General features: G+C 49.8%; 33 protein-coding genes. 30 read left to right on the plus strand and 3 right to left on the minus strand.

Going from position 1 to position 22,501, the window contains the following annotated elements; translation table 11 throughout:
• The first annotated feature begins 1 nt into the window (after nt 1).
• The 15 genes from NSQ46_RS06835 (at nt 2) to NSQ46_RS06905 (ending at nt 11,293) form a co-directional block, all read left to right on the plus strand.
• Nucleotides 2-352 carry a phage tail assembly protein gene (locus NSQ46_RS06835; RefSeq protein WP_342576527.1) on the plus strand — a complete coding sequence of 117 codons (351 nt, stop codon included), beginning with the start codon at nt 2-4 and terminating at the stop codon, nt 350-352.
• A 170-nt stretch (nt 353-522) separates the two neighbouring features.
• On the plus strand, nt 523-3,378 hold the full coding sequence (locus tag NSQ46_RS06840) for a phage tail tape measure protein (RefSeq protein ID WP_342576528.1): 2,856 nt from the start codon (nt 523-525) through the stop codon (nt 3,376-3,378).
• Nucleotides 3,378-3,593, plus strand: a complete 216-nt coding sequence (locus NSQ46_RS06845) for a tail protein X (RefSeq protein WP_342576529.1) — start codon at nt 3,378-3,380, stop codon at nt 3,591-3,593. Before NSQ46_RS06840 ends, NSQ46_RS06845 begins: the two co-directional genes overlap by 1 nt.
• Nucleotides 3,590-4,702, plus strand: coding sequence for a contractile injection system protein, VgrG/Pvc8 family (locus NSQ46_RS06850; protein ID WP_342576530.1), 1,113 nt, complete (start codon nt 3,590-3,592; stop codon nt 4,700-4,702). Before NSQ46_RS06845 ends, NSQ46_RS06850 begins: the two co-directional genes overlap by 4 nt.
• Nucleotides 4,703-4,893: 191 nt before the next feature.
• Nucleotides 4,894-5,139: a hypothetical protein gene (locus NSQ46_RS06855; RefSeq protein ID WP_342576531.1), complete on the plus strand. Its 246-nt coding sequence runs from the start codon at nt 4,894-4,896 to the stop codon at nt 5,137-5,139.
• Nucleotides 5,136-5,543: a phage tail protein gene (locus tag NSQ46_RS06860; RefSeq protein WP_342576532.1), complete on the plus strand. Its 408-nt coding sequence runs from the start codon at nt 5,136-5,138 to the stop codon at nt 5,541-5,543. Before NSQ46_RS06855 ends, NSQ46_RS06860 begins: the two co-directional genes overlap by 4 nt.
• Nucleotides 5,540-5,866, plus strand: coding sequence for a GPW/gp25 family protein (locus NSQ46_RS06865; protein ID WP_342576533.1), 327 nt, complete (start codon nt 5,540-5,542; stop codon nt 5,864-5,866). Before NSQ46_RS06860 ends, NSQ46_RS06865 begins: the two co-directional genes overlap by 4 nt.
• Complete coding sequence (locus tag NSQ46_RS06870) at nt 5,866-6,990, plus strand: baseplate J/gp47 family protein (protein ID WP_342576534.1); 1,125 nt, start codon at nt 5,866-5,868, stop codon at nt 6,988-6,990. The genes NSQ46_RS06865 and NSQ46_RS06870 overlap by 1 nt, the downstream gene beginning before the upstream one ends.
• The gene (locus NSQ46_RS06875; protein ID WP_342576535.1) at nt 6,983-7,549 is read left to right on the plus strand and encodes a phage tail protein; all 567 of its coding nucleotides are present in this window, start codon (nt 6,983-6,985) and stop codon (nt 7,547-7,549) included. The genes NSQ46_RS06870 and NSQ46_RS06875 overlap by 8 nt, the downstream gene beginning before the upstream one ends.
• Before the next feature lies 1 nt (nt 7,550).
• Nucleotides 7,551-9,281, plus strand: a complete 1,731-nt coding sequence (locus NSQ46_RS06880) for a phage tail protein (RefSeq protein WP_342576536.1) — start codon at nt 7,551-7,553, stop codon at nt 9,279-9,281.
• 63 nt (nt 9,282-9,344) lie between these two features.
• Nucleotides 9,345-9,647, plus strand: a complete 303-nt coding sequence (locus NSQ46_RS06885) for a hypothetical protein (protein WP_144869664.1) — start codon at nt 9,345-9,347, stop codon at nt 9,645-9,647.
• Nucleotides 9,648-9,788, plus strand: coding sequence for an XkdX family protein (locus tag NSQ46_RS06890; protein ID WP_342576537.1), 141 nt, complete (start codon nt 9,648-9,650; stop codon nt 9,786-9,788).
• 62 nt (nt 9,789-9,850) lie between these two features.
• Complete coding sequence (locus NSQ46_RS06895) at nt 9,851-10,312, plus strand: phage holin family protein (protein ID WP_342576538.1); 462 nt, start codon at nt 9,851-9,853, stop codon at nt 10,310-10,312.
• Complete coding sequence (locus NSQ46_RS06900) at nt 10,257-11,051, plus strand: N-acetylmuramoyl-L-alanine amidase (RefSeq protein ID WP_342576539.1); 795 nt, start codon at nt 10,257-10,259, stop codon at nt 11,049-11,051. Before NSQ46_RS06895 ends, NSQ46_RS06900 begins: the two co-directional genes overlap by 56 nt.
• 2 nt (nt 11,052-11,053) lie before the next feature.
• Nucleotides 11,054-11,293: a phage holin gene (locus NSQ46_RS06905; protein WP_342576540.1), complete on the plus strand. Its 240-nt coding sequence runs from the start codon at nt 11,054-11,056 to the stop codon at nt 11,291-11,293.
• Nucleotides 11,294-11,309: 16 nt separating this feature from the next.
• Here NSQ46_RS06905 and NSQ46_RS06910 read toward each other — a convergent pair whose 3' ends face one another.
• Entirely contained in the window at nt 11,310-11,597 is a 288-nt protein-coding gene (locus tag NSQ46_RS06910) for a hypothetical protein (protein WP_342576541.1), read from the minus strand.
• A 608-nt stretch (nt 11,598-12,205) separates the two neighbouring features.
• Nucleotides 12,206-12,427 carry a hypothetical protein gene (locus NSQ46_RS06915; RefSeq protein WP_232239208.1) on the minus strand — a complete coding sequence of 74 codons (222 nt, stop codon included), beginning with the start codon at nt 12,425-12,427 and terminating at the stop codon, nt 12,206-12,208.
• 579 nt (nt 12,428-13,006) lie between these two features.
• On the opposite strand from NSQ46_RS06915, the gene NSQ46_RS06920 reads away from it, so the two are divergent.
• The 6 genes from NSQ46_RS06920 (at nt 13,007) to NSQ46_RS06945 (ending at nt 17,150) form a co-directional block, all read left to right on the plus strand.
• Nucleotides 13,007-13,561 (plus strand): hypothetical protein, encoded by a 555-nt coding sequence (locus tag NSQ46_RS06920; protein ID WP_342576542.1) that lies wholly within the window; start codon nt 13,007-13,009, stop codon nt 13,559-13,561.
• A 415-nt stretch (nt 13,562-13,976) separates the two neighbouring features.
• On the plus strand, nt 13,977-14,774 hold the full coding sequence (locus tag NSQ46_RS06925; RefSeq protein WP_342576543.1) for a ParM/StbA family protein: 798 nt from the start codon (nt 13,977-13,979) through the stop codon (nt 14,772-14,774).
• The gene (locus NSQ46_RS06930) at nt 14,767-14,979 is read left to right on the plus strand and encodes a hypothetical protein (protein ID WP_342576544.1); all 213 of its coding nucleotides are present in this window, start codon (nt 14,767-14,769) and stop codon (nt 14,977-14,979) included. The genes NSQ46_RS06925 and NSQ46_RS06930 overlap by 8 nt, the downstream gene beginning before the upstream one ends.
• Before the next feature lie 11 nt (nt 14,980-14,990).
• Entirely contained in the window at nt 14,991-15,194 is a 204-nt protein-coding gene (locus tag NSQ46_RS06935) for a hypothetical protein (RefSeq protein ID WP_342576545.1), read from the plus strand.
• A gap of 265 nt (nt 15,195-15,459) precedes the next feature.
• On the plus strand, nt 15,460-16,542 hold the full coding sequence (locus NSQ46_RS06940) for an FtsK/SpoIIIE domain-containing protein (protein WP_342576546.1): 1,083 nt from the start codon (nt 15,460-15,462) through the stop codon (nt 16,540-16,542).
• Nucleotides 16,539-17,150 carry a hypothetical protein gene (locus NSQ46_RS06945; RefSeq protein ID WP_342576547.1) on the plus strand — a complete coding sequence of 204 codons (612 nt, stop codon included), beginning with the start codon at nt 16,539-16,541 and terminating at the stop codon, nt 17,148-17,150. The genes NSQ46_RS06940 and NSQ46_RS06945 overlap by 4 nt, the downstream gene beginning before the upstream one ends.
• Nucleotides 17,151-17,570: 420 nt before the next feature.
• Here NSQ46_RS06945 and NSQ46_RS06950 read toward each other — a convergent pair whose 3' ends face one another.
• Nucleotides 17,571-18,488 carry a S24 family peptidase gene (locus tag NSQ46_RS06950; RefSeq protein ID WP_341035134.1) on the minus strand — a complete coding sequence of 306 codons (918 nt, stop codon included), beginning with the start codon at nt 18,486-18,488 and terminating at the stop codon, nt 17,571-17,573.
• Between the two features lie 122 nt (nt 18,489-18,610).
• Between NSQ46_RS06950 and NSQ46_RS06955 the strand changes: the two genes are divergently transcribed.
• From NSQ46_RS06955 to NSQ46_RS06995, 9 genes are all read left to right on the plus strand, one after another.
• A complete protein-coding gene (locus NSQ46_RS06955; protein WP_342576548.1) occupies nt 18,611-18,844 on the plus strand; it encodes a helix-turn-helix domain-containing protein in 234 nt (77 codons plus the stop codon).
• 113 nt (nt 18,845-18,957) lie between these two features.
• Complete coding sequence (locus tag NSQ46_RS06960; protein ID WP_342576549.1) at nt 18,958-19,116, plus strand: hypothetical protein; 159 nt, start codon at nt 18,958-18,960, stop codon at nt 19,114-19,116.
• A gap of 99 nt (nt 19,117-19,215) precedes the next feature.
• Nucleotides 19,216-20,007, plus strand: coding sequence for a phage antirepressor KilAC domain-containing protein (locus NSQ46_RS06965; protein WP_342576550.1), 792 nt, complete (start codon nt 19,216-19,218; stop codon nt 20,005-20,007).
• A 15-nt stretch (nt 20,008-20,022) separates the two neighbouring features.
• On the plus strand, nt 20,023-20,199 hold the full coding sequence (locus tag NSQ46_RS06970) for a hypothetical protein (protein WP_179292168.1): 177 nt from the start codon (nt 20,023-20,025) through the stop codon (nt 20,197-20,199).
• Between the two features lies 1 nt (nt 20,200).
• Nucleotides 20,201-20,374, plus strand: a complete 174-nt coding sequence (locus NSQ46_RS06975; RefSeq protein ID WP_342576551.1) for a hypothetical protein — start codon at nt 20,201-20,203, stop codon at nt 20,372-20,374.
• Nucleotides 20,340-20,552, plus strand: coding sequence for a hypothetical protein (locus NSQ46_RS06980; RefSeq protein ID WP_342576552.1), 213 nt, complete (start codon nt 20,340-20,342; stop codon nt 20,550-20,552). Before NSQ46_RS06975 ends, NSQ46_RS06980 begins: the two co-directional genes overlap by 35 nt.
• 65 nt (nt 20,553-20,617) lie before the next feature.
• Complete coding sequence (locus tag NSQ46_RS06985; protein WP_342576553.1) at nt 20,618-22,183, plus strand: AAA family ATPase; 1,566 nt, start codon at nt 20,618-20,620, stop codon at nt 22,181-22,183.
• Nucleotides 22,176-22,346 (plus strand): hypothetical protein, encoded by a 171-nt coding sequence (locus NSQ46_RS06990; RefSeq protein ID WP_342576554.1) that lies wholly within the window; start codon nt 22,176-22,178, stop codon nt 22,344-22,346. Before NSQ46_RS06985 ends, NSQ46_RS06990 begins: the two co-directional genes overlap by 8 nt.
• Nucleotides 22,343-22,495, plus strand: coding sequence for a hypothetical protein (locus NSQ46_RS06995; protein WP_342576555.1), 153 nt, complete (start codon nt 22,343-22,345; stop codon nt 22,493-22,495). The genes NSQ46_RS06990 and NSQ46_RS06995 overlap by 4 nt, the downstream gene beginning before the upstream one ends.
• Nucleotides 22,496-22,501: the final 6 nt, after the last annotated feature.

A 22,501-nucleotide genomic window follows, 5' to 3' on the forward strand; every position in this document is an offset into this window, starting at 1 on the left:
TATGAGTGATAAAGTAGTAGACACGGAAAATTTGGAAGAAATCAAGCCGGCCGGTACAGTGATTAAGCTGTCCCGGCCTATTTCATGGGATGGTGTAGATTATTCGGAGCTAACGCTCGATTTTGATCGCCTCACAGGTGATGACATCATGGCGATCGAGTCGGACTTTATGGACTTCATCAAAGGACAGAAGAATGTATACGTCCGATTCAAGGGAGAGCATCCTGGCTACCATGCAGTGACTGCGGCTAAAGCAGCTGGTGTGAGTCCATTCATGATCAAAAAGCTTCCGGCACGTGATTTCTTGAAAGTGGCAGGTGCTGCCAAAGATTTTTTGAACGGTTTGGTTTAGGTGAAGATCCTACGCGCAGCGTGATGAAAATCTCGATTCGATTGTCAAGGATGATGAGGGCTGATATTCCATACTGGATGAGTCAGCCTTTCTTGTCACTATGGGAATGGCAATCTGCACACCTGGAAATATACGAAGAAGACAAAGCTCGGAAAGGAGGGGGTTAATCGATGCCAAAAAAATACGAAATGTCGTTCGAACTAAACGGTGAGATCGACCCCCGACTAAAGAGGACGTTCGACGAGCTCAGTGATGATGTTCTTGATCTCCGCAAGGATCTCAATACGCTCCGCAAGTCCGGAAGCTTTGACGAAATGATCAGAGATGCGGATAAAGCGTCTGGAGCTTTCGGAGAACTTGGGGAAGACGTTCGCGAATTCGGGGATGTCCTTCAGCGCGTCGGGCAGTACACTGGCGCTTACGCTATTATCGATAGGATAACTGGCTCAATTGGTCAGATGATCACCACGATCGGTGAGCTGGATGCTCAATCTGGGCAACTGGGAGCAGCTACAGGAGCGACAGCGGCTGAATTGGAAGGTCTTCAAGATATTACTGAGGGTTTGTATCGTAAGGGACTCGGCGAGGGTGTGAGTGACCTCACAGACGCTCTGGTAATTGCTCGAAACGTTACTAAGCAGCAAGGCGATGAGCTGGCGACAACTACCAGGAATGCCATTGTCCTTCAAGATGTTTTCAAGTTTGACATTCCCGAGTCCGTGAAGGCGTCAGACACCATTATGCGGCAATTTGGTATCACTTCAGAGGAATCGATGAATCTGCTCGCCCAGGGGGCACAGCGGGGCCTGGATAAGTCCGGCGAATTGCTCGATTCTGCGAACGAATACGCGCCGCAGTTTGCTGCGCTTGGTTACTCTGCTGAAGAGATGTTCGATATCTTCGCAGCCGGCTTGGATGCTGGCGCTTGGAACCTTGATAAGGTTGGGGATTTAGCGAAAGAATTCAATATCCGGATCCAGGACGGCAGCGAGAAGACTGCCGAGGCACTGGCGGCCCTGTTTGCTCCAGAAGGCATCGAAGAGTTCACCACGGCCCTGACCAAAGGCGGAACCAAGTCAGCTGAGTATTTGCAATTGCTTAAGCATGTTTCTGCCGATACCGCCAAGGAGATGGTCAAGAACCTGCAGAAGGGCGGCAAAAAGGCAGAGGATACCTTCCTTGCAATCTCAGGCATGATGGGCGGCGGGGATAAAATCCTTGCCGATTTGAGCACTGGTGCCCTTAAGGGTAAGGACGTCATGCAGCAGGTCATTCAAGAACTGAACAACATCGAGGACCCGGTGTATCGAAACATGCTGGGTGTCGAGCTCTTTGGCACGCAGTGGGAAGACCTGGAGAAAGACGTCGTTGCCGCACTCGGTTCCGTCCGGAGCCAGTTTAATATGACGGAGTCCACCATGGAAGACATGGCTGCCGTCAAATACGACAACCTGACGCATGACCTGAAGGTGCTTGGTCGCGAGCTGATGGATGAGGTGATCATCCCGATCGGCGAGGATCTGATGCCTGTCTTGCACGGTTTAACGGACTGGGCCTCGGACAATAAGGATCTCATCAAAGCTATCGGGCTTGGGGTTCCGGCTGCACTGCTTGCTAAAAATTCGGTTGGCATGGTCAAAGACATCACCAGTGTAGGGAGCGCACTTTTCGATACAACGAATGGAGTAAGTAAATTCGGCCGAGTGGCTGGGTTGCTCACGAATCCAGTTGGGTTAGCTATTGGCGCTGTCGGTGCGTTGACTGCAGGAGTGATTGCCTACAAAAACCATCAGGAAAAGGCGCGTCAAGCTCTGATCAATATGGGGGATGCTCTGGATGGTGCTTTTGATAATTATAACGATATCGAGCACCAGACAAAGCGAACCAGGAATCTGATCCGTGAGTACGATCGACTCGAGGAGAAAATCAACAACACGAAGACGCCTGCAGCGGAATTGGCCGAAGCGCGTAGAAAGCAAAAAAATGTTGAAGAAGAACTCATCGCGCTAAACCCTGAAATTTTGAAGGCGGAAGACGCTAAGAGTGATAGTTTCCGGGAGCAGCTGGGTCTTGCAGATAAACTCAATCAGACACAATTGGAGATGGAGAAGCGTCGCCTGGATGCTGAAATCCTAGATACTCGTTCTCAACTTCCTCAGTTGAAGGAAGAGTATCAATCCATGACCGAAAACTTATCAGAGTATGAGCAAGCATACCAGAAGGCGCGTGAGTCCTACGTACAGTATCAAGATTTTGTGAACCGTCAAGAGAAGATCATCAACACAACTACTGGCGAAGAACAAGCTCGAAAGTTGGCAGAGCTCGCAGCTGAAATCGAAAGTGTGACAGGTAAGTTCTACGGAAATAACTGGAGTAACATGCTCTTTGATTTCCAAGGTATGAAAGAGGCTTTCGATTCAAATTACGAAAGCTTGACCAAAACACAAGAAGAGCTGATAACAACCGAGCAAACTTTCCAGAAGTTTTATGATACACAGGCTGCATTGATTGAACTGAACCTCGGCGCTCCGATTGAGGACATGGCTCAGAAATACGATGAGCTTACCGCGAAGGAAAAGGCGCGGTTCGATAGTGCTATGCGGCAGCTTGAGACCTTAAACGAAGAGATGAACAACCTACCGCTTGAGAAACAAATTGATGTTTCTGTTGTTTGGCGACAGGCCGGGGTCCGACCAGGGTCCAACATGCAGTCAATGGAGGCTTATGGGGACGGGGGTTATGCCGACAAGCCATCTATCTTCGGCGAGGCTGGGCCAGAGATGGCGATCCCGATCAATAACAGTAAGCGGTCACGTGATCTGTACGCCATGACTGGCCGGATGCTTGGTGTTGACTCTGGACAAGGAGATAGCCCTTCAGTTAACTTTAGCCCAGTTATCCATGTAAACGGTGGTGCTGGCAATGTCGAAGGTCAGGTGAAGGAGGCTCTTAGTATAGGACTTCGAGAATTTGAAAACCTGTACAAACAAATGCAAAGAAACAGGCAAAGGGTGGGCATGTCTTAATGAAAACCTATAGAACGATTCAGGGCGATACTTGGGATAGTATCGCCTTTTCTATTGCGGGAGATGAGTCATTTATGGTGCCGCTAATGACGGCCAATCCTAACCATACGGAGATTGTCATTTTTCCGGCCGGGATCACGCTGCAGGTACCGGATATTCCGGTCGCATCGGCGTCTACACTGCCGCCGTGGCGTCTGGAGGAGGACGGGTCATGAAGACAGTACAGGATGGACGTCATGCGTATCTGATGCTCAAATACAACGGCAAGGATATAGGGACCGAGTATCTGAGCAAATACCTGATGGACTTCTCATATACGGACGGAGCGCCCGGGGATCAGGATAACATCACGGTTACCTTGGATGATAGGGATGCGAACTGGCAAAAGACCTGGAAGCCCGAGTTTGGTGATAAATTAATCGCGGAGATCACGGTGATCAACTGGGATAAACCCGGTCAGAAGGCCAAGCTGCCTTGCGGATCGTTTGAAGTCGATGCCATCGATGTCAATGGACCGCCGGATACCGTAGCAATTCAGGCGGTAGCCCTACCACTTGGGGGTTATCAAGCTAAACAGGAGTCTCGAACAAAGGCATGGGAGAACGTCAAACTCAAGACGATCGCCCAGGACATTGCAACGCGGGCAAAGCTAGGTTTGGTATATTCAGCGTCCTCAAATCCGACTTATGATCGGATAGATCAAACGGATCAGTCGGATCTTTCCTTTTTGATCCAGATCGCCAAGGATGAGGGGATCGCAGCGAAGATATCCGGCGGAAAACTTGTGCTCTTTGATGAGGCTGAGTATGAAAAGAAGCCAGCGGTCCTGGACATCGTGCGTGGCAAAAGCAATATTATATCCTACAGTTTCAGCGAGAGCAGCACCAATAGAGCCTACGGGTCATGTGTAGTTACTTATCGGCCGCCGGCCCCGGCCAAAAAGGCGAAAAAGAAGAGCAAAGCGAAGGCAATGACGCCTGCGCTTGCTGCCGCACCAAAAAAAACAGTGACTCCGAAAGTTATCACAGGGAAATACAGCCTCCCTAACGCAAAGAACCTTCCCGTTCTCCGTATCAATGAACGGGTTGAATCGGTAGCCGAAGCGAACCGCCTGGCACGGAATCGGCTGCGTGAGCAGAACAAACAGTCCGGCCAGGCACGCTTTACATTGGACGGCGACATCCGTCTCGCATCTGGATTAACCGTCAATGTAAAAGGATTCGGCCGCTTCGATGGCAAGTATATTATCGAGAGTGCGACGCACAGTCTCGGTTCAAATCCATACAGGGTTGATGTTGAAATACGTAAGGTATTGGGGTGGTAATCATGGAATCAAGCCAATTTCGAAATATATTCCGTATCGGCGTGTGTTCCACTGCGGACCCTGAAACAGGGACGATAACAGCCGTTTTCGAAGACCGAGAGGATATGGTTTCCTGGGACCTTCCAGTGCTTACTCGTGGTGGCTGGGCTCGGAGTAATGACTTGCCTGAGCCGGGGCAGGAAGTAGCCTGTTTGTTTTATGCAAATGGGGTATCGGACGGCATTTGCATTGGTGCGATCGATGATGAAGAGGATCCGCCGGGCACTCCAGATCAACGAGGGGTATGGTTTGAGGATGGCTCCTATGCCTATTATGATCGAACCACTCAAAAGCTGGTCGTTAAAGCTGCCGGCGGCGTGCAAATAGAAGGGGACGTAACCATAACCGGAAATCTTACCGTAGACGGCAGCATAACTCGAGGCGGTGAAGTCATATGAAGATTGGTCTTGGAGCATTGGGCGATGTGGTTTTCATATCGTCCTTTAAAACTCCGATCAAGGTACGGACATTCCGGGACTTTCAGAGAGATTCCTCGGCAAGATGGGGGACCAATGAGATCCATCTGCAAAAGCCCCGCAGCCAGTTCATGGGCCCGGGGCTTGATACGATTTCGTTCACGATGCAGTTCGATGCGCGGCTTGGTATGAATCCCCGAAAAGAGGCAGAAAAGCTGCTGGACTATCAGAGGGAAGGTAAGGTCCTGCTACTACAGATCGGTGGAAAACCCTTAGGACAGGGAAAATGGAAGATCACGAACCTGAATCAATCGTGGGAAGACATCGATCGGGAGGGCAATCTCCTCAAAGCCGGCCTGTCCGTTACATTGGAGGAATACGTATGATTCATACAGTAAGTGGTACACCGCCGGCGCCCATGAGGTTTGGGCTTACCGGCATCGAATCGATAAAGCAAAATATACAGGTTATAGCAAGCACATTTACAGGCACGGTCCCTTTGGATCGTGCCTTTGGTATATCTCCTGATGTTGTGGATCAACCGGATGTCATAGCTCAGGCCCTCCTGGTAAATGAGCTTACGGCAGCCATTACAGAATTCGAACCGCGGGCCGAAGTGGTTGACATCGAATTCGAGCAAAGCGAAGAAGAGGCAGAGCAAGGCAAGTACCACGCCGTGATCCGGTTTGTAGAAAGGCAGGTGCAATAATGGCGCTCGTAGATTTACCAGATATTCAATTTGTTGAGCAGGACGTGGACAAGGTGTTCTTGGAGCTGGTGGACGTATTTCAAGGGATCACCGGCAGGATCCTGAACAGGGCCGATCCGGAAATGCTCGTAATGCGCGCGTTCGCGCTATTGTTTGTGCAGCAGCGCGTCTTGATCAATCAGGTCGCCAAGGGCGAGTTGCTGCGGTATGCCCGGGGCGTGATCCTTGATTACCTTGGAGAGCCAAACACCCCCCGGCTACAGGCGGAGCCAGCAGTAACCACCGAGCGGTTTACGCTATCAATTCCCTTGGTTACGCCGCAGATCATTCCGGCCGGCACCAGGATCGCACCGGATGGAGCGGAGGGTACGATTATGTTTGCTACACGGGAGGCAGTAACCATCCCGGCAGGGAACACGACAGCAGACGTCCTGATTGAATGCTTGACGCCGGGCGTCATCGGCAACGGCTTTCTGCCGGGGCAGCTGACGACGCTCATTGACCCGTTACCGTTTGTGGCGTCTGTGACAAACTTGACGACAACCGCAGGCGGTGCCGATACGGAGGATGATGAATCATACCGGGAGCGCATCAGGATGGCCCCAGAATCGTTTTCCACGGCCGGGCCGGAGCAAGGATATATCTATTGGGCAAAGACGGCTAGCGCCGCCATCGTGGACGTGGCGGCCGTGTCAGAGGCACCGCGAGAGGTCACCATCATCCCTTTGCTTGAGGGTGGCACTATGCCTACTCAGCTTGTCCTTGATGCGGTGGCGGAGAAGGTGAATTCGCGGCGCATCCGTCCATTGACCGACCTGGTGACTGTCCAGGCTCCCGAGGCAGTCCCTTATGAGATCGAGCTGACTTATTACATCAACAGGGAGCGCGCAGCCGAATCTGAAATCATTAAAGCGGCAGTTAATCAGGCTGTGGCATCATATGCCCTGTGGCAAAAATCCAAGCTGGGGCGGCACATCAATCCGTCAGAATTGATCGGACGGATCATGAATGCAGGGGCGCTTCGGGTGAACGTGGTCAGCCCGGTCTATACACCGATAACCGATCTACAGGTGGCCCAGGATACTGCGATCAACGTCAATTTTGGAGGGCTTGCCGATGATTGATATCGCACAGATCAGCATTTATGACCTGCTGCCCCCGAATGCCCAGGCAGACCCTACCGTGTCGGCAGCGGCCCGAGCGTTGGACGGGCACATGCGAGAACTTACGCAAAAGGTGAAGGACCTCTCTTTCTATCGGCGACTGTTGGAAGGGAAGATCACGGATGCCGAAGCCGACGAACGAGCCTGGCAGGACCATATTGATTTCTGGGACACATCGCTCCCATTAGAGCAGAAGATTCAGCTGCTCCTAAATGCGAAGGAGTTTCACCAGATCAAAGGGACGCCCGCGGCGATCGAGGATTTAATCACGATCCTTTTCGGCGAGGGAAAGGTCGAGGAATGGTTTGAATATGGCGGAGAACCTGGATATTACCAGGTCATCACCAACAATCCGGAAGTGACTCAGGAGCGCGCGCAGGAGTTTTATCGGGCCGTGGAATCGGTGACGCGGCTAAGTGCTCATCTGGAGCGTGTTATCCTGTCGCAGTCTGAACCGATGAATCTTTATTTTGCGGGAATCCTCCGGATGGGAGAGAAAATGACAGTGAGGATGGTGTAATATGGGCGCGTTTGGCGGTCTTATTCAGACAAACAAGGGCCGAAATTTGCAAGCCAAGGCTGAGGCAGGCGCACAGCTTAAATTCACGAGGATGGGGGTCGGAGACGGGCAGCTCGGCGGCCAGTCCATCCCCTCATTAAATAAATTGATCCATGAAACGATGTCCCTCCCGATTACCAGGCTGAAGCCGCAGCTTCCGGCCCAAGCGATTGTAGGGGCGGTATTATCTAGTCAGGACGTTACGACGGGATTTTTCTTCCGCGAGCTAGGGATATTTGCCCAAGATCCGGATGAGGGAGAAATCCTCTACGCATACGGAAATTCAGGAAGCGCAGCGGAATATATTCCTGCAGTTGGATCACCGGATATCATCGAAAAGACAATTGACATGATCGTCACATTTGGCCAAGCGCAGAATGTATCAGCGGTGATTAATAGTTCCTTGATTTTCGCAACGCCTGATGATGTGGCCGCTGGAGTGGCTGAGGCAAAGACTTATACGGATCAGAAGGTCAGCGTTTTAGAGACTCCATCAGGTGAAGCAACTGGTGCAGTGGTCAACGGGAACACCGCATACACAGCGACATTAACCCCAGCACCGACCAGCCTGAAAAAATTCATGCGTGTAGTTGTTAAGGTGAATGTTGCCAGCACAGGAGCGCCGACTTTCAACTTTAATGGCTTGGGGGCTAAGGCTGCACTTAAAGCAAATGGCAGTCCGGCCAGTTTAAAGGCAGGCGGAGTTTATACCTGGGTATATGACGGAACGGCTTTTATCTTACAGGGTGAAGGGGGGGAGGTAGGAACAGCGACAGCAGCTGACGTGTTGGCAGGAAAGACGTTTCCAGGGGAGGACGGTTTGATCACAGGGACGATGCCTAACCTTACAGGAATCAGGACTGCTACAGGCGCGGCTAAATGGCCTGACGGAGCCTTAGCCGTATATCCCGAGAAAGGATATCAAAAAGGCGGCGCGGGTGACGGCGAGATCAAGGTAACAACAGCACAGTTGCAAGCAGCCGAGGCTGCGCTTCGTTCCGAAAACATCAGGGGGGGAGTAAACATGTTTGGCGTGGTTGGTAAGTCTACTGTAGTAGATACGGCCGACGCTGTACTCGACCCGCAGTATCTACTTGTTGGTCAATCCGGATATGATGACGGGGTTAAAAAAGCAGGTCAGATGCCAAACCGAAGCGCAGAGAACAACCATATGCCGGGGCTTGAGGCTACCGTATGGGCAGGAGATCGATTCTTCATTCGTCCACCTCGTGGGTTTTATGACGGCTTTACATGGGTAACTGCAGCCGTTCCTGGACTCACTTCCGCGAATTTGCGGAAAGATGTGAACGTGGCGAACTTGATCGGTACTCTTGTGACGATTGGTCCAGGAGATCATTTCTTATTCCAAAGTCGCTGGGTGTCGGGGAGCTCTTCTACATCCCCATCGCCTACATCAGCGATTGCTAGGCCTTCTTTAGAAGCCGTTTATCGAGTTTCCTTTGGGTTACGTACCGATGGAGGGGCGACAGCTTATGGTCAACTGTATGTTAATGATGTTCCGCGAGGTATATTACGACAGACAAACAGCACCGTTACTACTACTTTTGTCGAAGATCTTTCAGTTAATGCGAATGACAAGATACAGTTGTATATCTGGTCAAGTAACCGTGATGTTAATGCGAGAGGTGAGTATCTAACTCTGTACACCAATCTCACAGTTTTAGATGTGTAGGTACACAAGAGCTCCCGAAGGCCGATCATTTCGAAATAATAGAATAAGGTGGTGTAAGTAAACATGAGAGTTAAAAAACAATACAACTCCTTAGAAGAACGCTCCTTGATCATTGAGGAACACGCTAATTTGTTTTTAGTCGAAGAACAGAATATAACTGAGGGGAATTTCCTTGTTTTCGCCGATGAGTATCCTGAATTCCAGGACCCGGATCCTACGCTGTCCGAACAAGTCACTGAGTTGAATCAGACTGTTGGGAACCTCATTTTGGAGAGCGCCAACGATAAGGCGACAATAGCCTCCCTTGAGGATACCGTGGGAAGCCTGTTGCTTGAGGTTGCCTCCCTGAAAGGAGGTGCAGTGTAAATGTGGTATCCGATCATCAAGCGTTATTACGATAATCAGCATCCGTTATACAATGACGACAGTTTAAAGACCTTTGTTGTAGCAAAGATGATCACCTCTGAGGAGTACCAGCAAATAACTGGAGTCGAATATGTAGCATAGCACGCGCCGGAAGGCGTATTTTTTATGCCTTGTAGAGAGATATGGAGACAGGAGGAAGGGTCATGGATGAAAGGATCTATGGGGGAATAGCAGCACTATTAGGAGCCATAACAGGCTACTTCTTCGGGGGGTGGACAGCGATGATGAATGCGCTGCTGGTATTCGTTATCATTGATTATCTAACCGGCTGGGCCGCCGCCTGGATGCGCGGCGAGCTCCGGTCGATGAAAGGGTACGTTGGTATAGCTAAGAAGGTTGGAATTTTCCTTCTGGTCACAGTAGCACATCTGATCGACAGCGTCTTAGGGGATATGCACTATCTCCGGGATGCTGTCGTTTTCTTTTACATCGTCAATGAGCTGCTAAGTATCATTGAGAATTACGGGAAGATGGGATTCAAAGTTCCTGATGCCCTAGTCAAGGCTGTGGCTGTACTACAGGAAAAAGCGAGCGGGGAGGCAAGGAAAGATGAAAATGGTCGATCTTCGGGGGAAGCTCCCGACCCACAAGACAAAGCGGTATAAGACGCGCCGGCTGTCGGATATCCGATCGATCTCGATCCACCATTCGTTGACCTTCTCGGGCACGCCAGAAGCTTTCGCTAACTTTCACGTAAATACGAACGGCTGGCCGGGTATTGCCTATCCGTTTGTGGTCCAGCGTGACGGCACCGTATATAAGTGCTGGGACCCTGAAGTGGTCACTTATCACGTCGGGAATAGCAACAAGCATGCCCTGGGGATTTGCATGGTCGGAGACTTCCGGACACAGAATCCAACAGCGGAGCAGTACCAGGCGACGCTTGATTTAGTCCGTCAGCTCCGTAAGGTGATTCCGACAGCACAGCAGATCAAGGGGCATAGTGAGTATCCGGGTTATGCCTGGAAAGCATGTCCGGTGATCGACATGAATGAATTCAGAGACGATTTAGATCAATATCCAGAAAGGGTTGGGGATATGAATGCAGCAGAAAAGGCAGCGTTCGAGGCTTTAGAACGAAAAGTCGCGAGCCTAGAATCCAGTAACAAGGTTTTGAAGAAAGGGCTGCAGGAACAGGGCGCATCACTGAAAAAGCAACGGGCACGCATTGATGAGCTTGAAAGGCTGCAGAAAATGGACGTTCCGAGCTGGGCTAAGGATGCCGTTGAACAAGCATTTAATGCTGGGCTGATTTCGACCAAGAGCCCAAGCAGCTATGAATTTTATCGGATGATTACGGTCCTGCACCGCGGCGGGATGATCATTAAGAGAGGAGATGTTTGATCATGGAAAATAACAAATGGAGAAATTATGGTATGTGGGTATCGATCGTAGCGGCAGTGCTGCTGATAGTACAAGCATCCGGGGATTTATTCGGGTTTGCGTTAACGGAGGAACTGAACGCCAAGATTATGGCGCTTGCAGTTGCTGTTCTCGGCCTCCTGGTGCTGCTTGGCATCATCTCTAACCCGAAAGAGGGAAAAGGCTACAAAGACGAGACACATAAAACGAATAAGTTTCTGTAAACGATGACCCTGCTGGCTATTCGCTGGCAGGGTCTTTTTTTGTATCTATTTCGAGATATGGCTTGTGATACTTTTCTTCTCCGGCCTTTCTGGCAGCTGCCGCCTTCTCTATCGTAGCGTGCTCACCCAAGTAATGCGTTTTGCCGTTTACCCGAATATTTGCCCGGTAAACCTCGCTCCCGTCTTTCTTCCGCTTAACACTCACGCCCTTGACGCCAGTTCTATTATCGCGTCTGATTTTGCTTTTAAGCACCGGAGTATAAACGCCATCAACTCGTAAGTTGTCCTCGTTGTATTTTTGCACTTCCGTACCCTTTTCTACGCGGAGACAACCGCATGATCTAGTTGTACCATTACGCAAATTAAGTGCGGAAACACTCGTTTCCTCTCCACATTCACAACGACAAACCCAATGTACGCGGCGCTTCTTATTTGTTTGTCCCCGTCGTAGGACGACGAGTTTTCCAAAGCGGCGTCCCCTCAGATCATCAAGATTAGCAGAGCTGGCGCGTTCACTCTGTACGCACCCGCAGGATGTTGTATGACCGTTTCGTAGGTTTGGCATGGTGACAGGCACCTCATTTCCACAGTCACAGCGGCACAGCCAACGCCGGGTATAACCCCGCCGCTCGATCTCCTTGATTACGACGAGACGTCCGTATCGCTCGCCCGTTAAATCAATCAAAGATTTTGGCATTTATGATTCCTCGCTTTCAAACCAACTCGCTAACCACAATGGAGTCTCTTTTCCATTCCGCCCCTTGACTACAGCGTGAGGCCGCGGGAATCTTTCCTCTTTGCCTCGGTACCCCGGCTTAAGCATTGCTTTGGCCGTCTTGCTTACGTTTTGCTGAGTGGTGCCCGTGATGTGTTCGGCGATCCACTCAGCACCAACGTATTCAAGGGGCGGTGCTACTTTACCTGCATCAGTCCAATTGGATTTTCCCAGTCGCACATTTCGGACTCATCCTCGATGTTTTCCCACCCGTCAACAACATTCCAGGTCACGATATACTCATTTCCTTGAGCGTCTGTACCATGGGCCTTGTAGATTGGACGCTCACCAGGCAGTCCATCAATGTAAGCATCCTGAGTCAGAGTAATTTCTTTTCCATCGATTGTGTAAGTCATCATTTCAATTACGCTCCTTTTTCCTCATCCGGCATCCCCGGCTTATCGGTTCCCCGTTCGTCTCTTGCTGTTGATTTAATAATACCCTAATTAGTTGTGTTATACAACCGAACAAAACAAGAACAAAATATTAAAATTATGATATACTCATAATGATTTAAAAAGGAGTGATCAAGCGATGCTTCCAGATCCCGAGCGTAAATTACTTCGGATTTTGATCAATTACCCGAGCCCAGTCCATGCAAGCCGAATGCCTGATTTTAAACGTTTAGAGGTTATGACCGGACGGAGGCGGCCTGATATTGTGAGAGGGCTAGAGTACCTTGAGGCCGAGGGATACATCATTTGGCCGGATAAGTCCACAACAGATGGAATCCAAATCATTCGGACTGAAGTCCTCGAGAAGTCACCACCAAAGCAAAATAATGTAGAATACTGGACAAAGTATTAAAAGTTAAAGCCTGCCGGCGATATGCCATGGCAGGCTTCTTCTTTTCTTTTAGAAACCAAAATGAGGAATAAATCGTAGCACATAGATGATACATTTGTTAGTATTTAGGAGGAAAAGGGGGAGTTGAGATATTGAAGCTAAGAGGTGTTTTATTATTTGTCGTTTTATTAATTATGTTGGCTGGATGCAATGAAAAAGGGCAAGGGACGGGGCTGACTAAGAAAGACCTTTCAATCGAGCGCGTTGGACAAGAGAAGTCAAAAGTAGAGTATGGGATGAATCGATCCGATGTAGAAAAGGTTCTAGGGACAGGCGAAAAATCCACTCTGAACTTTTTCTCATATGAGTCTGGTGTAAGAATTATGTATCGTGAAGACAAAGTGGCCGGGATTTCCTTGGAGAAAGAGGCAGCAGATGCATATCAATCACCGAAGATCAAGATCGGTATGCTCAAGGAGGATATCAAGAAAGCCTATGGTGAGGAGAATGTACTCCTCGAAGCTGATAAAAGCATAGACTTTGCTTACGACACTATGGAAGGATCGTTTCTGACTCAAGACTCAAAGACGAAAGAAAACATCGAAGATATGGAAAATGTATATCTGGTATCAGTTGTTTTTGATGACAATGGTTACGCGGAAAGAATAATGTTGCTAGACCAACGAATGGCGATGTATATGAACTAACCCCACAAAATGTGGGGTCTTTTTTTATGTCCAAAAATCATGTGCGCGTACGTCGTATCCATGCTTTCGTAACGTGGATATGATCTTCTGTACTGTTTCTGCACGCGGTTCGTATTGATCGTCCCCACAAAGCTGAGTCAACGTATTTCGATTTAGTTTGGCGTGAGCCACTAACCATCCCTGAGTGATGTTATTCCTATCCAGGAATTTCCCGAACCGTGTTCTCTTTTTACCTAATCCGTACATTTCCCCACACCCCTTCTACTTCAGAGGATGGACAATCTATGAAAATTTTATTCATGTAACTATGAAACATAGGCAAGCCGTCGGGCATAGATATGTAACCAGATACGGCACCAAGGGCTCAGGCTCCAGTCCGGTTCCGTAACCAGTTCAACAACAAGGTGGGATGCGGATGATATCGGCCATTGATGCAGGCAATTACATGACCAAGTATTTCGACGGCAAGCAGCTGCGGGCGTTCCCCTCCCTGATCGGGGAGTACCGGGAACGCAACCTCCGGCAGCAGCACGGGGATCATGATTTCGAGTTTGAGTATGACGGCCAGCGGGGGTTCGCCGGCACTCTTGCCCTCCATGAGAGCGAGTGCGCGGAAAGCCGCAAGGGAGAAAGTAAGGCGCATCCGGATGCCCGCCTGCGGATCCTGCTGGCGCTGCACCAATATGGTGAGGGTATAGAGCACCAGATCATTGTCGGCCAGCCGATTAGCACGCACCAGGAGACGGAGAAGGCAGCTATCAAGGAAATGCTTTGCGGCCGGCATGAGTTGATCGTGAACGGACAGCGAAAAATCATCGTTATCCGGCGCTGCGAGGTGGCGGCGGAGGGGGTGACGGCGGGCCTCCTGGTTCCAGGGGGCGGAGTGATCCGGGTGATCGATATCGGCAGCGGCACGGTCAATTTCGGCACGCTGATTGATCGCCGGTTTAATGATCGCGGGAGCTTTACGCTCGGGACCGGGATGGAGACGCTGCGATCCGTTAAGCCTGCAGACTTCTCCCGCCAGATCGCTCTCAGGGCGCTTGCCGGTGGCTGGAAGGCTAATGATATGGTTTACCTATGTGGGGGCGGTGCTGGGGCCGTCTTGGAGGCCCTGCGCGCGTATTTCCCTGGTATCCAGTTAATCGAAGGTGATCCGCAGTATGCCAATGTAAAAGCGTTCTTCTTGATCGCGAGGAGGGTTTATGGCTAAGGAGATCCGGATTATACAGGTGGCATTTAACGTGCTCGATCCAGACCAACTGCAGCTCTACAATCACGTCCAGGAGCGGCCGAATAAGTCCGGTTATCTCAAACGGCTGATTCAGCGGGATGTAGACGGCGGGAACGGCGGCGGCAGGCTGGCTATGCCGGCTCCGGAGCTGGGGAATGACTTTGTCGTTGAGGGGTTTATTTAAGGAGGGATCGCATGATCGAAGTGGCAGCGATATTCAAAATCCTAGGGATCGGTGTGGTATCGCATTTCTCCAGCACGGTCCTTGAAAATATGGGGCATGGCGGCAAGGTAATATTCGTCAAGATTGCCGGGTACGTTGCATGCGCCTACGTATCGTTTGAGGTCTGGTGGGAGTGCCTCCGACAGGTTGCTCACACCTTCGGAGTGCATGTTTGATGCTTTAGCAGATACCTTTGCAGGTACGTTTGTATAAGCAGCAGTAGTATTGCAATTGTAGTACGAGCGAAAACGCTGATAGATAGCGGAAAAGTAGATCTGTTTTGAGCGGGAGCGAAAAGGGGCGAAGCGAATGATAATGAGCGGAGTTGGTGGGATAGCAATTATTAAGTTAGCGGCAGCCTGCGGCTGCTTGGGCGGCGCGTGGTCGATCTACAGAACGACAGCAGACTCAATGTATCGGACTAGGATGAGGAAGCTGTTCGTGGCCGGAGAAATATGCCTGAAGCGCAGAGGGCGGCAGGGGAAGGAGCTCCGAGTGTATCCTCAGGTGAGCCGGGTCACGGTTTATCCTGATTGCGTGCAGGTGGTCTTTGTCCTGCCGAACGGCCTAGACCCGAAGGAGGTCCGGAAACGGGATTGGCTCTTTGAACAAACCTTTGGCGAGAACATAGAGCTGTTCGGCTCCTCCAAGACATTCACCTTGAACATTTACAGCCAGGAGGTCCGGCGGTTCGATTATGATCCGGAGGTCGTAGTGCGAGCCGTGGAAGGGCTCAGACTGCCTATCTATGTCGGACGGAGCCGGACAGGGGACGAAGTGTATGACATGACGGAGCACCCGCATTTATTGGTGGCCGGGGAGACCGGCAGCGGGAAGTCCGTCGCTCTGCGGTCAATCTTGACGACTCTTATCCGGACAGCGGCGGACAGATTGGAATTGTACTGTGCGGACCTTAAGCGTTCGGAGTTCCATTTGTTCAAGGGGGTGGCGCGGGAGGTTGTTGTTGAGACGCCTCAGCTGCACAAGATCGTTCTGCGGATCCGGAAGGAGATGCGGCGGAGGGGGGACTTGCTGGACCGAGAGGGCCTGGCGAATATCGACGATCTGCCGGAACAGGAACGGCCGCCCTATATCGTGCTGGCGATCGATGAGGTAGCGCTGCTGAAAAAGGAACGGGATCTCATGGACGGCATTGAGGAGATCAGCGCGATCGGGCGGGCTCTTGGGGTATTCTTGATCCTCAGCATGCAGCGGCCGGACTCGGATGTCCTTGACGGTAAATTAAAGAATAACCTTACGGTCCGAATGGCCTTCCGTCATTCCGATGAAATTAACAGCCGGATTACCCTCGGCAGCGGGGAGGCAGCGGATATTCAACAGAGCCAAAAGGGGCGAATGGTGCTCAAGCTTGACGGCCTGACGACCGTACAGGGCCCTTATCTGGACCTACCGAAGGCAAAGGCACTCCTGGAGCCCTACAAGCGGGCAGAGGAGCCAGCAGCGGCCCAGAATGAGCCGGAAATAAGTGAGGATGACGAAACAATCGAGATAGGAGTGTTATGAGAGTGAATGCGCGGGATAAGGCTATCGTGTCCGATCTGGTACGCTTCCGCTGCCTCAGCCGGGATGATATCGCGGAGCTCCATTTCTCCAACATCAAAAATCCAATCACTCAGGCCAACATGGTCCTCAAGCGCCTGCGGCGGGATGACGTCATTACCTGCGCCACGGATCGCCGGAAGTACATCTATTTTCCGGTGCCAGGAATCAAAAAGGACAGCGCCAAGATAGGGCACTTCCTGGCTATCGTGGACTTTTACAAACAGATCCGGAAGGTGGAGCTGCCGCGGGTGTTCGATGTGGAGCCTAAGCTCGGCGGGAAGGGGCGGCCGGAGCCGGACGTCTTCACGATCTGGAAAGGAGCTCCGTGGTTCGTTGAGATACAACGCTCAATGTATACGGAAAAGGTAATGCAAGATAAGATGAATCGATATGAACAGTATTATTTGAGCGGGGAATGGGAACGAGAGGCGTGGCAGCCGGCGGCCAAGAAGGTGTTCCCTTATATCTGGATCATAGGCGCCGGCAGTTACCGCACAGGAGGAAGGCCATTCAGAGTGTTTCAGGACAGCATCGATGGAATGATTTCGAGAGTGAAATCATCAAATTAAAAATCGGTCCCATTAAATTGGGACCGATCATTCTTACTATAATCCCAAGCAAATCGTGTTGATATGTTCATACCCATGACAATTTCAATGTCACACATCTGTATGATTAAATGCTCGATGTCTGACATCCGAAAGAATGGAGTCAGTTTTTCTCCTCTTAGTTTATTGAGCCGTAGCTTCACACGTGGCAAATATATACCAAAGTGATTCGGCTTCTTGACACTCATCACTAGATCGGTCTGTATAATTGATATTCCTAAGGAATCGTCATTCATTTCATCCCTTGAGAGACGTTGGAAAGGGGCTTCAATGGGGACGTATATGGTTTCAGTGCTCCAGTCAAAGCACCCGCATCGTGGCTTTAAAACCATCCAAGCGGGCCACATACCATCATAACTGTAATCATAGATGACTGATATGTTATACATCAAATTCCACCTTCGTTACTTGTCCTTGGATGATTACCTCGTCGAGCGGGTAAGGGCGTGGTGGAATTCTCTTGTTGGATGCCCGCAGTACGACATTATCATCCTCATAATAAACACGCTTTAATGTACCTTCCTCACCATCAACAATAACGACACCGATTTTCCCGTGTTCACAGTGGCTTTGCTTCCGGACAAGGACACGCATACCTTCATAAATTCCCTCGTCGATCATACTGTCGCCTTTTACGATTAGATAAAAATATTCACCATCACCAACAGAATCGCGAGAGGTCACCTCATATCCGATGATATCCTCTTGTGCAAGTGAGCCATATCCAGCTCTAATTTCGCCGTACACTGGAATCTTTACCATTTCGACTGTATACGGTTCTTGATTCTGCACGTTATTCGACCCGATACCCTCGACAATCTTATGTTTAATTCCAATGTCCATTAGCGCCCCATATAATTCAGTTTTAAAGAAAAAACTATAGTCGTCATGCATTATAGCCCTTACTTCTCTGGGGGTATAGGTAAAATCTTCTTCAATTGCAACAGTGAATTTCTTATCAAGAGTGTTCTTTACGTCCGCAAAAACCTCTGCTTTAAAAGAATTATCATCTTCTGATAAAAGTTTAAGTATGGAATTGAATTCATCAATGAGAATGTCATTACTATGTCTAGGATCCTCAGCGTTACCAAGAATGTAGTCAGTTGTTGTATGGAGGTACTCAGCTAGTTTGTTTAAAACACTACTCTGTGGAACAGCCCGGCCTATTTCATAATTAGATAAACTATGGCGAGTTATGCCAATATGATCTGCCAGTTCCTGTTGTGTCATCCCAGTTTTTTCGCGGAGATTCCGGATTCTTAGTCCTATCATTTTTTTATCTTCGGTACTAGCAGACATATAACACACTCCAAAAAATAGAATTTTAGTGTTGACGCGCAGATTATGCACATGCTATATTTGTTGTGCGCAGAATATGCGCGCAACAAATATAAAAATAAATTGAAAGGAGGTTCTTTCAATTGGCGCGTAGGAAAGCTGAACCACGAACTGTTGTAAAACGTTCGAGATTTACTGAGCTTCGTATTCAAAAGGGTAAGACTCAACGTGCACTTTCTTTAGATTTTGGTGTAACCGAAAGTTTTATTCGTGGTATCGAAAGTGGCAGAAATAACCCCGAAATTAAATTCGCTTTTAAGCTAGCAAAATATTTTGACACAACAGTAGACGATCTATTCCAGGATCTCGCTAATTAATAGAGCGTGTATTTAATTCACTTCCGACAAAATGGATTATACACCGTTAATTTAATTGATGCAATAGAGAACGAATGTTCTTCAATAAATTGGAATTGAGGTGGATTTGTTTTATGACAATTAACGCAATCCCGGTGGAGGTCATAAACCACTATAACAACCTTCACAAGTTCCAGAACAGTGGTTTTGTGAATCCTGCCAAGATCGACTTTGTCCATATGGAAATCGCAATGATTGAAAGAGACTTCCCCGGTATCAAGGAAGCACAATGATCGCATTGCTGTGTTTCATCGCTTGGTTATTGCTGAACGCCCTATTCGTATGCCGACGCTTGTTGGCTGCAGAAATGAGAGAAAGGAGACAAAAACAATTTGAACAACAGAATGAAGGTACTAACCAATGAACTCCTTCCGGTATACGAAACCGACATTGGAGAACGGATAGTTGATGGTCGAGAGTTGCATGCGTTCCTAGAAGTTGGTCGCGACTTCACCAATTGGATTAAGGATCGGATTGAAAAATACGGATTTGTAGCGCGCGAAGACTTTTCGCCAATTCTGGCGAAAACCCCTAACGGGAGACCAAGAACGGATTACATTCTTAAACTCGACATGGCGAAAGAACTCTGCATGGTAGAGAACAACATTAAAGGCCGTGAAGCCCGACGCTACTTCATCGAAGTCGAGAAAAAATTCAGAGCATCAGCATATGTTCCATCTTATTTGATTGACGATCCAATAGCGCGCGCTCAGAAGTGGATTGAGGAGCAGAAAGCCAAACAAGAAATCGAAACCAAAGCTTTGATGTTGGAGCAGCGTGTGGCTGAGTACGAGCCGAAAATCAGTTACTTGGATCAGATTCTTAAATCAAAAGGCACAGTGACCATAACGCAGATCGCCAAGGACTATGGAATGTCTGGGAATGCCTTAAACAAAATCCTGCACGAAGAGCGCGTCCAGTACAAGCAGAATAAACAATGGCTCCTGTACCGAGAGTACCACGACAAGGGATACACCAAGTCAGAAACTATTGACATCACAAGGAGTAACGGAGACCCGGACGTAACCATGAACACACGCTGGACTCAGAAGGGCAGGCTCTTTATTCATGAACTACTGAAGAAGCGCGGGGTCATTCCATTGATGGATAGAAAAAGCTCTTAGAAAGGAGTACCACCATTGAACGATCAGAATTATCTTCGCAAGAAAATGCTCCAAGCACTTCAGACCGAGCAACGCATGCTGGCTGAGCGTAGATACCTGGAGGCACTAGACGCCCGGGGAGAATATCGAAGATGCCGGCAGGAGCTGCTGAAGCTCTGGGGTGACCGCAGGTATCTGCAGGAGGCGATGTAGGATGTCCCTCGATCGCTTTTCCTGGCCACTGTGGGGTGAACAAAAATCTGCAGGTCAACTGGAAGAGGATGCCCTCGATGCGTACAAGCAGCAGGTGGAGGACAGCATGCTCGATTCCTTGGAAGGAGGTGAACAAGACAATGCAAGTGATCCAGAAGCTGACGGTGGTAAGTAACCCGACCAGAATCTTCGAAGTCGGTACTGAAATGAATGGGCGCGAGATCATCGAGATCAAGCAGGTTGGGGATGAGAACATATCGGAGTTTTGGGTGCTGGATGAAAACGAGAAATTGATCGTCAGCATCGAGAACTGCCCGGTAATCGTGGAATGGCAAGAAGTCGCTGAAGACTAAGCCTATTATTTTTTTGCCAAAATCGGGGTTCTGGGACCTGAAATCAAGCGAAAGTGAGGAAAACCATGAGTCATTTCAAGTTGATTGAATGCAACTGCCACAATTTTAAAGCCCACCGTGATCTATGCGTTAAGTTTGGCGACCTGACCAAGATCACGGGGGACAACGAGGAAGGAAAGTCCAGTGTTCTGGAAATTCCCACATGGACATTGTACGGCACGGACACCTTCGGCGGCAAGATGGACCCGACTCCTACGAATTACAAATACGATCATGTCTTGGCCGAAACGCTGCTGGAAGTTGACGGCAAGCTGCTCAAATTTGGACGAGGCATCGAGAAGGGGAAGGCAACCTATTACATCAATGATGTACCGAGCAAGGCGAGTGACTTCGAGGAGATCGTCAAATCGCTGATAGATAAGGATCTGTTCTTGGCCTTGTTTAATCCGCTGTACTTCTTCTCGCTTCATTGGGAAAGGCAGCGTGAATTAATGCTCCGATACTCGACGCCGCCCTCTCAAAAAGAAGTGTTTGCGGAGATGAGCCGGACGAGCCCGGACCAAAAACCAAAGGACATAAAATTGAACCCTCAAGCCGAGAAGCTGGCTGAGCTGGTAAAAAAGCACACGCTGCCGCAGCTTGAGGAGATCCATAAGAAGAATAAGAACGACAAAGACACAGCACATAAGAAGGCACAGGGCCGGACGGAGACACTTGAGGAACAGCTCCGGCAGCTCCCAGAAGTACCGGACGATATCGAGGCGATCAAGGTGGAAGACGCTGAACTGGTCAAACAGGTCAAAGCTATCCATGCCAAGATCGAGCTGGCTGACGAGCCTAAACGGAAGCAGGCGGTGCTTGAGGGGACGCTCGATAATGTCCGGCAACAGATTGCAGCTGCCAAGGCCCGATACATGAAGGTCCACGGCGAAGAGATCGCGGAGGAATGCTCCACCTGTAAGCGGCCGTTTGACGAGGCAGCGAAGGCGGCTGCCGAAGCGAGCAAAGAGGAGCGAAAGAAGCCGCTGCGGGAAGAACACGACAAGCTGGTCGCTCGTCGGAAGGAACTCGAGGCTGAGCTCGCCGCGGTGGAACTGATTGACGTTTCGGAGCTTTGGGAACAGATGCGTGCCTTGGAGCAACGAAGAGACGCGACAGCAGATACGATTGGCTGGTACAACCGACGCCAAAGCCTGCAAGCCGATCTCGAAAAGGCACGAGCTGACGAAGCCGCGACGCTGGAGAGCCGCAATGAATCCATCTTTATCCTTGATGCCATCAAAGCATACGAGGCAAAGGCTGCAGAGCTGCAGGCGGCCAAGGTACAGGGCCTTTTCCAGACGCTCACAATCCGGCTCTTCAAACAACAGAAGAACGGTGAGATCAAACCGGATTTCGTAATCGATCGGGACGGGAAGACCCCGGCGCAGTTCTCCCTATCGGAGAGTATCCGGGCGGGGCTGGAAGTCCGGGACGTTATCAGCGAGCAGAGCGGCTGGATTGCCCCATGCCTTATCGACAACAAGGAGAGCGTGACACGATATAATGCTCCGCGCGGGCAGTTGATTACCTGCCAAGTTATTGAAGGAAAACCACTACAAATCGAATCGGAGGAATTATCCAATGTCTAAGAACTCAATCACTTGCACCCAATCTTCCCGAGGACAATTCACTGAAGGTAAGTCTTACAAAATCGATACGCGCTATGATTCGTGGCTTGTTGTAAACGACGACAGCGGTTCGTTCCACCATCTTAACACCAATGGAGAGTTCTTCAAGGAGCATTTCGAATGAAGAACGGCAAGAACCCCACCCGTCGCCAGAAGATCACTATTAAGGACGCAGGTCTTAACCCAGACAATTGGCTTGTATTCAAGGCAGAAGCAACCGTCCTGCACATCGTACACCGCAATACCGGCACCACCAAAATCATTCACATTTAGGAGGCA

This window comes from Paenibacillus sp. FSL M8-0142 (genome assembly GCF_038597315.1).
GTDB lineage: Bacteria > Bacillota > Bacilli > Paenibacillales > Paenibacillaceae > Paenibacillus_AQ > Paenibacillus_AQ lactis.

Excerpts from the sequence above, each read along its gene's own strand:
- NSQ46_RS06845 (WP_342576529.1), top strand. The coding sequence starts at position 3,378 with ATGAAAACCTATAGAACGATTCAGGGCGATACTTGGGATAGTATCGCC.
- NSQ46_RS06975 (WP_342576551.1), top strand. The coding sequence starts at position 20,201 with ATGTCCCTCGATCGCTTTTCCTGGCCACTGTGGGGTGAACAAAAATCT.
- NSQ46_RS06980 (WP_342576552.1), top strand. The coding sequence starts at position 20,340 with ATGCAAGTGATCCAGAAGCTGACGGTGGTAAGTAACCCGACCAGAATC.
- NSQ46_RS06895 (WP_342576538.1), top strand. The coding sequence starts at position 9,851 with ATGGATGAAAGGATCTATGGGGGAATAGCAGCACTATTAGGAGCCATA.
- NSQ46_RS06850 (WP_342576530.1), top strand. The coding sequence starts at position 3,590 with ATGAAGACAGTACAGGATGGACGTCATGCGTATCTGATGCTCAAATAC.
- NSQ46_RS06905 (WP_342576540.1), top strand. The coding sequence starts at position 11,054 with ATGGAAAATAACAAATGGAGAAATTATGGTATGTGGGTATCGATCGTA.
- NSQ46_RS06870 (WP_342576534.1), top strand. The coding sequence starts at position 5,866 with ATGGCGCTCGTAGATTTACCAGATATTCAATTTGTTGAGCAGGACGTG.
- NSQ46_RS06885 (WP_144869664.1), top strand. The coding sequence starts at position 9,345 with ATGAGAGTTAAAAAACAATACAACTCCTTAGAAGAACGCTCCTTGATC.
- NSQ46_RS06875 (WP_342576535.1), top strand. The coding sequence starts at position 6,983 with ATGATTGATATCGCACAGATCAGCATTTATGACCTGCTGCCCCCGAAT.
- NSQ46_RS06930 (WP_342576544.1), top strand. The coding sequence starts at position 14,767 with ATGGCTAAGGAGATCCGGATTATACAGGTGGCATTTAACGTGCTCGAT.
- NSQ46_RS06990 (WP_342576554.1), top strand. The coding sequence starts at position 22,176 with ATGTCTAAGAACTCAATCACTTGCACCCAATCTTCCCGAGGACAATTC.
- NSQ46_RS06915 (WP_232239208.1), bottom strand. The coding sequence starts at position 12,427 with ATGATGACTTACACAATCGATGGAAAAGAAATTACTCTGACTCAGGAT.
- NSQ46_RS06945 (WP_342576547.1), top strand. The coding sequence starts at position 16,539 with ATGAGAGTGAATGCGCGGGATAAGGCTATCGTGTCCGATCTGGTACGC.
- NSQ46_RS06925 (WP_342576543.1), top strand. The coding sequence starts at position 13,977 with ATGATATCGGCCATTGATGCAGGCAATTACATGACCAAGTATTTCGAC.
- NSQ46_RS06960 (WP_342576549.1), top strand. The coding sequence starts at position 18,958 with ATGACAATTAACGCAATCCCGGTGGAGGTCATAAACCACTATAACAAC.
- NSQ46_RS06890 (WP_342576537.1), top strand. The coding sequence starts at position 9,648 with ATGTGGTATCCGATCATCAAGCGTTATTACGATAATCAGCATCCGTTA.
- NSQ46_RS06995 (WP_342576555.1), top strand. The coding sequence starts at position 22,343 with ATGAAGAACGGCAAGAACCCCACCCGTCGCCAGAAGATCACTATTAAG.
- NSQ46_RS06900 (WP_342576539.1), top strand. The coding sequence starts at position 10,257 with ATGAAAATGGTCGATCTTCGGGGGAAGCTCCCGACCCACAAGACAAAG.
- NSQ46_RS06840 (WP_342576528.1), top strand. The coding sequence starts at position 523 with ATGCCAAAAAAATACGAAATGTCGTTCGAACTAAACGGTGAGATCGAC.
- NSQ46_RS06935 (WP_342576545.1), top strand. The coding sequence starts at position 14,991 with ATGATCGAAGTGGCAGCGATATTCAAAATCCTAGGGATCGGTGTGGTA.
- NSQ46_RS06950 (WP_341035134.1), bottom strand. The coding sequence starts at position 18,488 with ATGTCTGCTAGTACCGAAGATAAAAAAATGATAGGACTAAGAATCCGG.
- NSQ46_RS06860 (WP_342576532.1), top strand. The coding sequence starts at position 5,136 with ATGAAGATTGGTCTTGGAGCATTGGGCGATGTGGTTTTCATATCGTCC.
- NSQ46_RS06880 (WP_342576536.1), top strand. The coding sequence starts at position 7,551 with ATGGGCGCGTTTGGCGGTCTTATTCAGACAAACAAGGGCCGAAATTTG.
- NSQ46_RS06835 (WP_342576527.1), top strand. The coding sequence starts at position 2 with ATGAGTGATAAAGTAGTAGACACGGAAAATTTGGAAGAAATCAAGCCG.
- NSQ46_RS06865 (WP_342576533.1), top strand. The coding sequence starts at position 5,540 with ATGATTCATACAGTAAGTGGTACACCGCCGGCGCCCATGAGGTTTGGG.
- NSQ46_RS06985 (WP_342576553.1), top strand. The coding sequence starts at position 20,618 with ATGAGTCATTTCAAGTTGATTGAATGCAACTGCCACAATTTTAAAGCC.